We start from the raw sequence: 13,069 nt of genomic DNA on the forward strand, positions 1-13,069 counted from the left end.
TCATATCACTTACGGAACAAAGGAGTCTCCGTGAAGAACGCAGGGCAGCTGTCGCGGCGCCAGGTTCTCGCCGCAGCGGGTTTCATCGGCCTCGCCACCCTCACCGGCTGCGGCAGCGGCGAGGACGGAGGGGACGCCAAGGACCTCTCCAAGAAGCAGAACGGCGCGATGAAGAACTACCGCGCCGGCCAGCAGTTCAAGGCCGCCAAGCCGCTCTCGTTCCCGATGCTGCACAACAACAACCCGGTGTATCCGATGAAGAACAGCTGGCTGTTCTGGAAGGAGCTCACCAAGCGCACCGGCGTCACCCTGGAGCCCATCGGCGTCCCGCTCAGCGACTACGAGAAGAAGCGCAGCGTCATGATCGGCGCGGGCGACGCCCCGTTCCTGATCCCCAAGACGTACCACCCCTCCGAGGTCGCGTTCGTGTCGTCGGGAGCGATCCTTCCGGTCAGCGAGTACGTGGATCTGATGCCCAACTTCCGGGCCAAGGTGAAGAAGTGGGCCATGGAGCCCGAACTCGACTCCATCCGCCAGTCCGACGGGAAGTACTACCTGCTGCCCGGCCTGCACGAGAAGCCCAAGCCCGGCTATTCGCTGGCCCTGCGCACGGACGTCCTCGACAAGCTCGGCCTGAGCCTGCCCACCACCTGGGACGAGGTGTACGACGTCTTCAAGGCGATCAAGGCGGAGTACCCCGATCGCTACCCCTTCTCCGACCGCTGGAGCACCAACACCACGTTCCCGGTCGGCGCCCTGCACAGCTACCTCGGCCAGGCGTTCGGCGTCCGGGCCGGCTGGACGTACGAGAACATCAGCTGGGACCCGAAGGGGAAGAAGTTCGTCTTCACCGGCGCGACGGACGGCTACCGCCAGGTCATCGAGTACCTGAGAAAACTGGTCGCCGAGAAGCTGATGGACCCGGAGAGCTTCACCCAGACCGACGACGACGCGATCCAGAAGCTGCTGGGTGAGAAGACCTTCGCGATCAGCGCCAACCCGCAGGAGCTGGTGCAGAACTACCGCTACAACCTGGAGAAGCAGGTCAAGGGCGCGAAGATCGAGATGGTGCCGGTGCCGCTCGGCCCGGCGGGGCCCGTGGTCCTGGGCGGTTCCCGCCTGGAGAACGGCGTCATGATCTCCAGCGAGGCGCTGAAGAGCGCGAACTTCGTCGCGATGATGCAGTTCGTGGACTGGCTGTGGTACTCCGACGAGGGCCAGGAATTCTCCAAGTGGGGCGTCAAGGGCGTCACTTACACCGAGTCCGGCGGCCAGTACGAGCTCGCCGACGGCATCACCCTCATGGGCTCCGACCCGGAGGCACCCAAGGACCTCCAGAAGGACTACGGCTTCTTCAACGGCGTCTTCACCTACGGCGGCAGCTGGGCCCTGGTGTCCTCGTCCTTCAGCCCGGACGAGAAGAAGTTCCAGGCCGCGATGGCCCAGCGCAGCCAACTGCCCATCGCCCCGGCCCACCCCCTCCAGTCCGTGGAACAGGAACAGGCCTCCCTCTGGGACACCCCGCTCCGGGACCACGTCACCCAGAACATGCTCAAGTTCGCCCTCGGCAAGCGTCGGCTGTCCGAATGGGACGCGTACGTCTCCGAGTTGAAGGCCAAGAACATGGACCGGCTTGTCGACCTGCACAACAAGGCGTACGAGCGCTTCAAGAAGGAGAACGGGTGATCCGCGTCCCCGACGCGCCGACCGGCCGCCTCTCGGACGCCTGGCGTGCCTGCGTCGGCACGGGCCGCGTCGAACTCGCCCTGCGCCGCGACTACCAGGACTCCCTCGCCCTGCTCCAACGTGAGATCGGCTTCCGGTACATCCGTGGGCACGGGCTGCTCAGCGACGGCATGGGGGTGTACCGGCCGTACGACTGGCAGGGCGAGCGGCGCGTCCAGCACTCCTTCACGTACGTCGACCAGGTCGTGGACGCGTATCTGGCGCTCGGCATCCGCCCCTTCCTCGAACTGGGCTTCATGCCGACGGAGTTGGCGTCGGGGGAGCGGACGGTCTTCTGGTGGCGGGGCAATGTCACGCCGCCCCGCTCGCACCAGGAGTGGGCGGACCTCGTCCGGTCGACCATGGCTCACCTGATCGACCGGTACGGCCTCGACGAGGTGCGCACCTGGCCCGTCGAGGTGTGGAACGAGCCCAACCTGGCCGACTTCTGGGAGGGCGCGGACGAGGCGGCGTATCACCGGCTGTACGAGGTGACGGCGGGCGCGGTCAAGGAGGTGGACGCGTCGTTGCAGGTCGGCGGTCCGGCGATCTCGCCGGGCGCGGACGAGTGGCTGGAGCGGTTCGCCGAGTTCGCGGAGCGGCGGGGGGTGCCGGTGGACTTCGTGTCCAAGCACGCGTACACCTCGGGTCCTGCCCAGCATGTGCCGTTCGGCGTGCACCAGACGCTGGCGCCGGCGAGCGCCCTGCTGGACCAGTTCGCGGCGGCGCGGGCCCGTCTGAAGGGCAGCAAATTGGCCGAACTTCCCCTCCATATAACGGAGTTCAACTCCTCCTACCGGCCCGACAACCCGGTCCACGACACCGCCTTCCACGCCGCGTACCTCGCACCCGTCCTCGCGTACGGCGGGGATCACGCCGACTCCTTCTCGTACTGGACGTTCAGCGACATGTTCGAGGAGGCCGGCGTGCCCACCGCCCTCTTCCACGGCGGCTTCGGCCTGCTCACCCACCGCCAGGTGAAGAAGCCCACCTACCACCTGTACGCCTTCATGGCACGCATGGGCCCGGACCTCCTCTCCCGCGCCGACGACCACCTGGTCACCCGGCACCCCGACGGCCGGGTCACCGTCCTCGCCTGGGCCCCCGTCGACCCGACCGGCGAGCCCTCCGGGCCCGAACGGCATCGCCTGCGCCTGTCCGTCCCGATTGCCTCGGGGGCGGCGTTCGTACGACGCTCATCCGCCGACGAGGAGCACGGCAACGCCCGTACAGCCTGGCAGCGCATGGGCAGCCCCCGCTCACCCCGCCCACACCAACTCGACGTACTGCACGAGGCTGCTGAGCCCGCCCGCCACCACCTGCGCCTGCCGGTAGAGGAGGGCCGGGTGGACCTGGATCTGACGCTCGCCCGCCATGAGGTCACCCTTGTCGAACTCAGCCCGGTCGAGGAGGAGGCGCCGCCGTGGGCGGACGAGGGGCGGCTGCTCGGAAGGGAGGCGCCAGGGTGAGCGCGTCCGCGTCTCCCGCCGTCTTCGGCGCCGGGCCCCTCTCCCGTGCCGCGGCCCTGATCCACACCCTCGTCACTGTCGAGGTCCTGCTGTTGGCCGCTGCTTCGCCAGGGCTGGCCGGGCTCTTCCTGCTGGGGCCCGACCCGTCCAACCTGCCCCTCGCCGCCGTATGCCTCCTCCCGCTCGGCCCGGCCCTCTCCGCCGCCGTCTACGCACTCCGCCACCGCAGCCGCGACCTCACCGACCTCCACCCGGCCCGCACCTACTGCCGGGGTTGGCGGCTCAACGCCTTTCCCTCGCTGCGGCTTTGGGTGCCGTTGCTCGGCTGGCTGACCATCGTCGCCTTCACGCTCAGCCACTTCTCCGCCACCGGCCTGCCCGGCTGGTGGGCGGTGCTGCTCGTGCTCATCGGCCTCGGCTCGCTTCTCTGGGGTGCGCACGCGCTCGTGCTGTGCTCGCTCTTCACCTTCCGTACGCGTGACACCGCCCGCCTCGCCGCGTACTTCCTCGTCCGGCGCGGCCGCGCCACCCTCGCCGCCGGTTCGCTGCTCGTGCTGGCCGGCGGAATGACCGCCCTGCTGACCGAGGCCCTGCCCGCCCTGCTGGCCGCCCCACTGCTGCTCTCCCTGCTGCACAGCAGCCGCCCGGTGATCGCCGAGACCCAGGAGGACTTCACCGCATGACCCCGCCTCGCACGCCCAGGATCCCGTACGGCGGTGACTACAACCCCGAGCAGTGGCCGGAGCCGGTCTGGGACGAGGACCACCGTCTGTTCACCCAGGCCGGCATCGACACGCTCACCGTCGGCGTCTTCTCCTGGTCCCTCACCCAACCCGCCCCGGACACCTACGACTTCAGCGTCCTGGACCGCATCCTCGACCGCGCCGCCGCCGAGGGCCGCCAGGTCTGCCTCGCCACCGGCACGGCAGCCCTCCCGCCCTGGCTCGCCAAACGGCACCCCGACGTCAACCGCACCGACTTCGAGGGCCGCCGCCACCGCTACGGCCAGCGCCACAACTTCTGCCCCAGCTCACCGGCGTACCGCAGCCACGCCACGGCGATGGCCGCCCGACTCGCCGAACGCTACGCCGAACACCGGGCGTTGCTCGCCTGGCACATCAACAACGAGTACGGCGGCGTCTGTTACTGCGACCTGTGCGCGGACGCGTTCCGGGAATGGCTCAGGGACCGCCACGGCACCCTCGACGCCCTCAACGACGCCTGGTGGAGCACCTTCTGGTCGCACCGCTACACCGACTGGGACGAGATCGAGCCCCCGAACGCCCTCACCGAACACTGGCGCGGCCCCGACCACACCGCCTTCCAGGGCATCACCCTCGACTACTTCCGCTTCACCACCGACGCACTGCTCGGCTGTTTCCTCGCCGAGAAGGAGGTGATCCGCGCCCATGACCCCGACACGCCCGTCACCACCAACTTCATGGGCATGTTTCACCCGCTCGACTACCACCGCTGGGCGCCCCACCTCGACTTCGCCTCCTGGGACAGCTACCCGCCCCTCGACGCCCCGCCCACCTGGCCCGCCCTGGCCCACGACCTGATGCGCGGCCTGAAGGACGGCGCCCCCTTCTGGCTGATGGAGCAGACCCCGTCCACCACCGCCTGCCGTGACGTCAACCCGCTCCGCCGACCCGGCGAACTCCGCCTCGCCACCTTCCAGGCCATCGCCCACGGCGCCGACGCCGCCCTCTACTTCCAGATGCGCGCCGCACGCGGCGCCTGCGAGAAGTACCACGGCGCGGTCATCGGCCACGCGGGCCGCGACGACACCCGGGTCTTCCGCGAAGTAGCCGACATCGGGCGGGAGTTGACGCTGCTCGGCGACACGACCCTCGGCGCCCGCACCCCCGCCCGTACCGCCCTCCTCTTCGACTGGGACAGCTGGTGGGCCCTGGAGATCTCCGACGGCCCCTCCCGGCTGGTCAGGTACCAGGACACCGTCCACGCCTACTACCGCGCCGCCCGCGAGGCAGGCGCCGACATCGACGTCGTCCCGCAGACCGCCGACCTCACCCCGTACGACGTGGTCCTCGCCCCCGCCCTGCACATGGTGAAGGGCGACCTGGCCGAGCGGCTCGAAGCCGTGGCCGCAGGCGGTGGCAGCGTCCTCACGACCTTCCTCTCCGGACGCGTCGACGCACACGACCGCGCCTTCCTCACCGACATCCCCGGCCCCCTCGCTCCCCTCATGGGCGTCCGCGTCGACGAATGGGACGCCCGCCCGCCGGAGTTCGTCCAGCCCGTCCCCGAGCTGTCGGCTCAGGCCCGGCTCGTGTTCGAGATCGTGCTGCCGCAGGGCGCCGAGCCGGTCGCCACATACGGCGCCGACTTCTACGCGGGAACCCCCGCCGTGACCCGCAACCGCTTCGGTGCCGGGGAGGGCTGGTACGTCGCCACCGCACTCGACCAACCCGGCGTCGACCAGGTGGTACGCCGCGTCCTGGCCCGCCACGGCCTGACCGGCCCGTACGCCGAGCACACGGGCCTGGAGACCGCGACCCGCGTCACCGCCGACGGCACCCGTCTCCTCTTCCTCCTCAACCACGCCGCCGAGCCGGCCCGCCTGACCGCCCACGCCCCCGCCACCGACCTCCTCACCGGCAAACGGGTCGAGGAGGGCGAACCCCTGACCCTCGACCCGCTCGGCACAGCGATCCTGCGGATTCAGTAGATTCGGCGCCCATGTGCGTCGGGCACACCCGACTTCCGGAAGAAGTAGCTGTTGATCTGATCGCGCCACTCGCGGGCACTGCGGAGCTGTTCCTCGAACAGTTCCGTCACCCGCGCGTGGCGCGCCGGGACCACGAGCCCGGCGAGCGAGGCCCACACCTCCCGGGCCTCCTCCACCTCCTCGACACCCTCGAAGTGCGTGTCGTAGATGTGCTGGATCACCGTCTTCCCGCTCTTCAGCACATGCCCGTAGGACACGTGGTGGAAGAACAGCAGCAGCTCGTCGGGGCACGTCTCCGGCGACTCGTACAACTCGGCCCACGGCTTGGCGTACTGCGCCGCGTACCCCGTGCCGGTCGCCGCGCTCCGGTCGACGCCGATCCCGTCCCGGTCGGCGAAGTGGTAGGTGCCCCACGGGCTGTACTCGTAGCCGTCCACGCTCGGCCCGTAGTGGTGCCCCGGCTGCACCATCCATCCCACGCCGAGCGGAGCCGTGTACTTCTCGTACGTCCGCCACGACCCGTCGAGCACGTCGTGCAGCCCGGCGACCAACCGCTCGGGCGCCTCGGGGAAGGTGAGCCCGATCCATTCGTCCAGAACCGCACCCGGATCCGCATCCGGATTCCAGGCCAGCCGTCCGAAGGCGTACAGGTTCGCCTGGCCCAGCGGATGCCCGGTCCAGAACGGGTCGTCGCCGACGTTGGACACGGCCACCAGTCCGCCCCGCGCCAATTCTCCTACCGAGACGCCCTCTTCAGGCCGGAACCGCAGCACCTCACTCCACATCGGTCCCAGCCAGCACACATGCCGCTGCTGCCCGGTGTACTCCTGCGTGGCCTGCACCTCCACCGCGAGCCGGGTGCCCGGCATCGCGCCGATCAGCGGTGAGACCGGCTCCCGTACCTGGAAGTCCATCGGCCCGTGCTTGACCTGGAGCACCGCGTTCGGCGCGAACTCCCCGTCCAGCGGCACGAAATGGTCGTACGCGGCACGCGCCCGGTCCGTCGTACGGTCCCCCCAGTCCTGGCGGTGGTCGTAGACGAAGGCCCGCCAGTGCACGGTGCCGCCGTGCGGGGCGACCGCGGCGGCCAGCATGTTCGCGCCGTCCGCGTGACTGCGGCCGTCCGCGAACGGGCCGGGCCGGCCCTCCGAGTCGGCCTTCACCACGTACCCGCCGAAGTCGGGGATCGCCTCGTACACCCGCGCCGTCGCCCCGGCCCACCACGCCCGCACCGCCTCGTCCAGCGGATCGGCCGTCGGCAGCCCACCGAGCACGACCGGCGCGGCGAAGGTGACCGAGAGGTGGGTGCGGATGCCGTACGGCCGCAACGCGCCCGCGATGTCGGCGACCTCACCGATCCGGTCCGTGAGCAGGTGTGCCTCGGTCTCGTGCACGTTGACGTTGTTCACGGCCACGGCGTTGATGCCGCAGGCCGCGATCAGCCTGCCGTACGCCCGCACCCGTTCCAGGTCGCCCCGCGCCCAGCCGTCCGCCCAGAACAGCGACCCGCCCGCGTAACCCCGCTCCACCTGGCCCATCACCGGGTGCACGGCCACGTTGTCCCAGTGGTCCAGCATCCGCAGTGCCGTCGTCGGCCGGTGGATCTCCTGGGCCCGTTCGCCGTGAAACGCCTCCTCCCCGAGCCGGACGACATGGAACAGCCCGTACAGCAGCCCTCGTTGACCGGCGGCGGTGACCGTCGTCCGCCCGACCTCGCGCGCGTATGTGAATCCCTCATCGCCGAGAGCCTCCGCGTCGCCGCCCAGTTCGAGCACCAGGTCGCACGAGCCGCCGCCCTCCGCGCCCCGTACGACGCTCCCGCCGAACCGGCCGCACCCGGCGGCCAGTTCGCGGTGCACCGTGTCCACGAGCGGTCCCGTCCCGTGGACGAGCGTGTGCCGGCTGCCGACCGCCCGGAAGGCGGCGGTCGGCAGCCATGCCTGATCCGTCTCCATACCGTCAGGCCACCGCCGCGCCGGTGCCACGCGCGGCACCGATCAGGTCGGAACGCTCCGTGTCGTCGTAGACCGAGATGTCCACGTAGGCGCCCTCGGGGATGTCGAGGTCCGCCACCATGAGGTCCACGGTCGCCGAGGTGCCCGGGGGCTGGAAGATGCCGACGTAGTGGTAGGAGCCCCCCGAGGTGTAGCTGACGGAGACGACGTACGAGTCGCCGTCGTTCCGCGTGTCGTAGACCCAGAGCTTCTCGTCGTACGGGTGGAACTCCACCTTGCCGATGAACCAGCCCGCGTCGGACATCTCCATCTTCACGGCCAGCCCGCCGGCGTCGTACGCGAAGGACGTACCGTCGAACGGGTCGGTGAGATTTCCGCCGCTGCACGGACAGCCGTCCGTGTCGTAGTAGTACTTGCTCAGGCTGGGATTCGGGCTGTACGCCTGGGCCGACGCGGCCGTGCCGAACAGGGCGCCGACCGCCAGGACCGCTGACACGAGCAGTCCCACGAACCGTCTTCCACCAATCATCCCCGCGACTTCCCCTCCCTCGGATGGCCCGGCTCAGGACAGCAACTCGACCTCCGACAGCGTGGCGGGGCCGCCCAGCACCAGGCGGTACCTTGCGTACGTACCCGACAACCCCACCGTGAACGCACGTTGCCCTGGAGGGTCCAGCCGGTCGGCGCCTTCGCCTGGTCCGACGAGGACGTCAAGGTGTACGGCACGGCCTTTGGTGCGCCCGGACACCGGAAGGTCCACTGGTTGACGTACAGCACCTTCGCCGCGCCCTGTCCCCGCGGTGACAGCCCGAAGCCGTGCTGGTCGGTCGCGCCGAGCTCGCTGAGGTACGTGCCGTCCGTGAAGACCACGTTCACGTCCTAGATCTTGTTGTACGAGTACCCGCGCCCGTCCGCCGTATGACGTCCGGCGTACCGCAGCGCCCGCTTGCCGGTGCAGCCGGCGCCCGCCTTCGCCGTCGGGGAGCCGCTCGGGCCGGGGTCGACCAGCGAGAGCATGTCCTGCGGGACGGGGCCGTCGCTCTCGCCGGTCGAGAACCGCACGTCGGCGAGTTGGAGGATCCCGGCGGCGCCGTTGTTCCGCGTGACGTCCAGCCGGAACGGACGTTGCCGGGGATGCCGGTGCTGAAGCCGCCGGCGACGCCCGACGCGCGCTTGCCCCCGTCCGGTGCCGTGTCGACGGTGCTGAGCCGGTCGGGTGCCGGATCGTCGGCCTCGAAGGAGGAGGTGAACCCTGTCCGTGCCGTGCTCTGCCCTGGATCAACAGGTACCCTCCCTGTGCACGGGACAACGTTGTCAGTTTCGATACGCAAGGACTACTACTTGCTCAAGTGGCCAGTGATGTCAAGGGTGTTGGCTGTGGCATTCGGGGGCAATGACAAGCATTTTTCCGTCCCGACGTACACAGGCCGCTCATATTTCCGCGAGGTCTCAACTCGGAAAAGACCCATGGCCAACCTTGCATTCGATCTTGCTCCCCTGGCGGGAAGTGGACTATACCTGTCGGCGATTCACCCGATCCGTACGACCCGCACTTCCTGCACGACCCAGCTTGACCCGATCGCGGTGCCGGGGAGGATCCGGTTCACCGCCTGAGTCCTGGAGAAGGCGAGGACTTGAGCATGGGATCCACTTCCGCCGAGAACCCCGAGAACCCCGAGAACCCCGAGCACACCGGCACCACCGTGAACAAGGAATCCGCAGGTGTCGGCCGCCGCGATCTGATCAAGCGGTCCGTCGCGCTCGGTCTGATCTCCGTACCCACGATGAGTTTTCTCTCCGCGTGCGCCACGGGCGGCGGGGGCGGCGACGACGACGCGAGCAAGGCGCCCGGCGGGCCGAAGTCCGCCACCAACCCCCTCGGCGTGGAGAAGGGCGCGGCCCTGGAGGCGTTCATCTTCAAGGGCGGCCTCGGCGACCAGTACGCCAAGGACGCGGAGGCCGATTACAAGGCGAAGTACGGCGCCCAGGTCAAGCACACCGGCACCCAGCAGGTCGGCCCCAAGCTGACCCCGCGCTTCGCGGGCGGCAACCCGCCGGACGTCATCGACAACTCCGGCGCCGACCACCTCGACATGAACAAGCTGTCCACGCAGGGCCAGCTCCAGGACCTCCAGGCGCTGCTCGACGCGCCCTCGATGGACGACGCCGACAAGAAGATCTCGGACGTCATCCACCCGAGCACCATCGAGAAGGGCAAGCACGGCGACACCTTCGACGTGCTCTACTACGCCTTCACGATCTACGGCACCTGGTACTCGCAGAAGGCCCTCGACGACAACGGCTGGCAGTACCCGAAGACCCTCGACGAGATGGTCACGCTCTGCGGCGAGATCAAGAAGAAGGGCATCGCGCCCTGGACGTACGCCGGAAAGTATCCGTACTACGTCCACTTCAACCTGTTCGCCCAGATCGCCAAGATCGGCGGCATGGACGGCTGGATCGCCATCGACAACCTGGAGCCCAAGGCCTGGACCAGCAACGACGCCGTGAAGCAGGTCGTCGAGCACTACGAGGAGCTGGCCGCCAAGAAGTACTTCCTGGAGGGCAGCCAGGGCCTGACGCACATTCAGTCGCAGACCGCCTGGAACAAGGGCAAGGCGATCTTCATCCCCAACGGTTCCTGGGTGGAGAACGAGGCTGCCCCGACCACGCCCAAGGACTTCGCGATGTCCGTCGGCGCCCTCTTCGACGGCTCCGGCGGCGACGGGATGCCACACGGCACCCTGCGCGCCGAGCCCAGCGAGCCGTACATCGTGGCGAGCAAGGGCAAGAACCCGGCCGGCGGCATGGAGATGCTGCGCATCATGCTCTCCAAGAAGCACGCGCAGAACTTCGCCAAGCTGGTGAAGTCGCTGACCTGTGTCGTCGACGCCACCGAGGGCATGACTCTCTCGCCGGGCCTGGCCTCGGCGAGCACGGCGTTCAAGGAGGCCGGGGACAACATCATCAGCCTCCAGCTCCAGGAGTGGTACCCCTCGCTCACGGACGAGAAGATCGGCGGCCTCACCGGGCAGCTGCTCACCGGTGAGATGAAGGCGGCGGACTGGATCAAGAAGACGCAGGAATACGCCGACGCCGTCGCCAAGGACGACTCCGTCAAGAAATTCAAGCGCGAGAAGTAGGCCAGGCGGGACGACTGAGGGGAAGGGCCGGGAAGCACCATGCAACACGGCAAATACCGATTCATCGTGGGCTTCCTGGCCCTGCCAGTGATCGTTTACGCGATCTTCGTGATCTCGCCGTTCGTCCAGGCGTTCCAGATCTCGCTGACCGACTGGTCGGGGCTCGTCGGCACGGCGAAGTTCGTCGGATTCGAGAACTTCGAAAGACTGTGGAACAACGAGGACTTCTGGAACGCGCTGCGGCACAACGTCTACCTGCTGATCGCGGTGCCGATCGTGACGCTCGCGCTCGGTCTGTTCTTCGCCTTCATGCTCAACGTCGGCGGAAAGCGGCGTAAGAACGAGGTCATCACCGGTGTCGCCGGTTCGAAGTTCTACCGTTTCGTCTTCTTCTTCCCGCAGGTCATCTCCATCACGATCATCGCCGTCATCTGGTTCAACATCTACAACCCGGACCCGAACGACGGCATGCTCAACTCCCTGCTCGGCGCGGTCGGTCTGGACAGCCTGCAGAACGCCTGGCTGGGCGAGAAGAGCCTCGCCCTGCTGTGCATCATGGCGGTGATGATCTGGTCCCACGTCGGGTTCTACGTCGTGCTGTTCTCGGCGGCGATGGCGTCCATCCCGCGGGACATCTACGAGGCCGCGCTGCTCGACGGCGCCGGCCGCTTCCACACCTTCTTCCGGATCACCCTGCCGCTGCTGTGGGACACCGTGCAGACCGGCTGGGTGTACATGGGCATCATCGCCCTCGACGGCTTCGCCCTGGTGCAGATCATGTCGGTCAACATGGGCGGCCCCGACGGCGCCACGGACGTCATGCCGCTGCGCCTGTACCTGACGGCGTTCCGTGACAGCCAGTTCGGCTACGCGTCCGCGATGGGGATCGCGATGCTCATCGTCACCATGACGTTCGCAGTGCTCACGATGCGTTTTGCGCGGCGTGAGCGGATCGAGTTCTAGGGGTAGGTACGGGCGACATGACGACGGACACCAACACGGGCACGGTCGCCAAGACGGACGAACCGGGTCCCGGCGGCGTCACCAGGAAGCTCGGCCCGACCGACGGCCGCAGCTCCGAGGGCGGCGTACTGCACGTCTTCTCGCACGGCATGCTCGTCGTGTGGGCGCTGATGGTCGGCGTACCGCTGCTGTGGGTGCTGTGGAGCTCGTTCAAGACGAGCAACGGCATCCTGTCGGACCCGTGGGGCCTGCCGACCTCGTTGCACTTCGAGAACTGGGCCAACGCCTGGAACAAGGCGAACATGGGCCAGTACTTCCTCAACACCGCGATCGTGGTGGGCGGTTCGGTGGTCGGCACCATGGTGCTGGGTTCGATGGCCGCGTACGTGCTGGCCCGGTTCACCTTCCCGGGCAACCGGTTCATCTACTACCTGTTCGTGGCCGGCATGTCCTTCCCGGTGTTCATGCTGGTCATCCCGCTGTTCTTCGTACTGCGGGACTTCCCGGGCAGCTCGCTGCTGGCGACGTACCACGGACTGATCCTGGTCTACATCGCCTACTCGCTGCCGTTCACGGTCTTCTTCATGACCGCGTTCTTCCGCACGCTGCCGACGTCGGTGGCGGAGGCCGCGCTGATCGACGGGGCGTCGCACACGCGAACGTTCTTCCAGGTGATGCTGCCGATGGCCAAGCCGGGCCTGATCAGCATCGGCATCTTCAACTTCCTGGGGCAGTGGAACCAGTACCTGCTGCCGATGGTGCTCAACCAGGAGGAGGACAAGTACGTGCTCACCCAGGGCCTGGCGATGATCGCCCTCCAGCAGGGCTACGAGAACGACTGGGGCGCCCTGATGGCCGGCATGATGATCGCGATGCTGCCGGTGCTGATCGTCTACTTCGTCTTCCAGCGGCAGGTGCAGGCGGGCCTCACGGCCGGCGCCCTGAAGTAGCCCCCGCGACCGTCCGACGCCGGGCCGTCTCCCCCTGCGGGACGGCCCGGCGAGGCATGCGTGCACATTCCCGGATCCGGTTCAACCTCTTGACGGGAGGCGGCCCGAACGGCTCAGCTTAGAGTTCACTAGTTGGACATGGACGGGGCCTCATTGAAGCGGTCCCGCGCGC

Annotated in this window: 9 protein-coding genes and 1 pseudogene; 7 read left to right on the forward strand and 3 right to left on the reverse strand. The window is 68.3% G+C overall.

Going from position 1 to position 13,069, the window contains the following annotated elements; translation table 11 throughout:
- Positions 1–30 precede the first annotated feature (30 nt).
- From AQJ91_RS12400 to AQJ91_RS12415, 4 genes are read left to right on the forward strand one after another with little or no spacing between them, the layout of a single operon-like run.
- Complete coding sequence (locus AQJ91_RS12400) at positions 31–1,686, forward strand: ABC transporter substrate-binding protein (RefSeq protein ID WP_067019722.1); 1,656 nt, start codon at positions 31–33, stop codon at positions 1,684–1,686.
- Positions 1,683–3,194 (forward strand): GH39 family glycosyl hydrolase, encoded by a 1,512-nt coding sequence (locus tag AQJ91_RS12405; RefSeq protein WP_079084854.1) that lies wholly within the window; start codon positions 1,683–1,685, stop codon positions 3,192–3,194. Before AQJ91_RS12400 ends, AQJ91_RS12405 begins: the two co-directional genes overlap by 4 nt.
- Positions 3,191–3,877, forward strand: coding sequence for a YesL family protein (locus AQJ91_RS12410; protein WP_067019725.1), 687 nt, complete (start codon positions 3,191–3,193; stop codon positions 3,875–3,877). The genes AQJ91_RS12405 and AQJ91_RS12410 overlap by 4 nt, the downstream gene beginning before the upstream one ends.
- A complete protein-coding gene (locus AQJ91_RS12415; protein ID WP_067019728.1) occupies positions 3,874–5,886 on the forward strand; it encodes a beta-galactosidase in 2,013 nt (670 codons plus the stop codon). The genes AQJ91_RS12410 and AQJ91_RS12415 overlap by 4 nt, the downstream gene beginning before the upstream one ends.
- Here the strand turns inward: AQJ91_RS12415 and AQJ91_RS12420 are convergent.
- The 3 genes and pseudogenes from AQJ91_RS12420 to AQJ91_RS49205 all read right to left on the reverse strand — a co-directional run.
- Positions 5,880–7,841, reverse strand: coding sequence for an alpha-glucuronidase (locus tag AQJ91_RS12420; protein ID WP_067020160.1), 1,962 nt, complete (start codon positions 7,839–7,841; stop codon positions 5,880–5,882). The genes AQJ91_RS12415 and AQJ91_RS12420 overlap by 7 nt on opposite strands.
- A 4-nt stretch (positions 7,842–7,845) precedes the next feature.
- Positions 7,846–8,349, reverse strand: coding sequence for a hypothetical protein (locus AQJ91_RS12425; protein ID WP_079084855.1), 504 nt, complete (start codon positions 8,347–8,349; stop codon positions 7,846–7,848).
- A 248-nt stretch (positions 8,350–8,597) separates the two neighbouring features.
- A pseudogene (locus tag AQJ91_RS49205) lies at positions 8,598–9,166 on the reverse strand (hypothetical protein); the annotation flags it as partial.
- A 315-nt stretch (positions 9,167–9,481) separates the two neighbouring features.
- Between AQJ91_RS49205 and ngcE the strand changes: the two are divergent.
- The 3 genes from ngcE to AQJ91_RS12450 are packed head-to-tail and all read left to right on the forward strand — an operon-like array spanning position 9,482 to position 12,897.
- Positions 9,482–10,984, forward strand: a complete 1,503-nt coding sequence (gene ngcE, locus AQJ91_RS12440) for an N-acetylglucosamine/diacetylchitobiose ABC transporter substrate-binding protein (RefSeq protein ID WP_067019739.1) — start codon at positions 9,482–9,484, stop codon at positions 10,982–10,984.
- A gap of 39 nt (positions 10,985–11,023) precedes the next feature.
- Positions 11,024–11,947, forward strand: coding sequence for a carbohydrate ABC transporter permease (locus tag AQJ91_RS12445; protein WP_067019742.1), 924 nt, complete (start codon positions 11,024–11,026; stop codon positions 11,945–11,947).
- A 17-nt stretch (positions 11,948–11,964) separates the two neighbouring features.
- Positions 11,965–12,897 carry a carbohydrate ABC transporter permease gene (locus AQJ91_RS12450; RefSeq protein WP_067019745.1) on the forward strand — a complete coding sequence of 311 codons (933 nt, stop codon included), beginning with the start codon at positions 11,965–11,967 and terminating at the stop codon, positions 12,895–12,897.
- Positions 12,898–13,069 lie beyond the last annotated feature (172 nt).

Source organism: Streptomyces dysideae (genome assembly GCF_001514305.1).
Classification (GTDB): Bacteria; Actinomycetota; Actinomycetes; order Streptomycetales; family Streptomycetaceae; genus Streptomyces; species Streptomyces dysideae.

Coding starts and splice junctions, on each gene's coding strand:
- AQJ91_RS12415 (WP_067019728.1), top strand. CDS start 3,874: ATGACCCCGCCTCGCACGCCCAGGATCCCGTACGGCGGTGACTACAAC.
- AQJ91_RS12445 (WP_067019742.1), top strand. CDS start 11,024: ATGCAACACGGCAAATACCGATTCATCGTGGGCTTCCTGGCCCTGCCA.
- ngcE (WP_067019739.1), top strand. CDS start 9,482: ATGGGATCCACTTCCGCCGAGAACCCCGAGAACCCCGAGAACCCCGAG.
- AQJ91_RS12450 (WP_067019745.1), top strand. CDS start 11,965: ATGACGACGGACACCAACACGGGCACGGTCGCCAAGACGGACGAACCG.
- AQJ91_RS12420 (WP_067020160.1), bottom strand. CDS start 7,841: ATGGAGACGGATCAGGCATGGCTGCCGACCGCCGCCTTCCGGGCGGTC.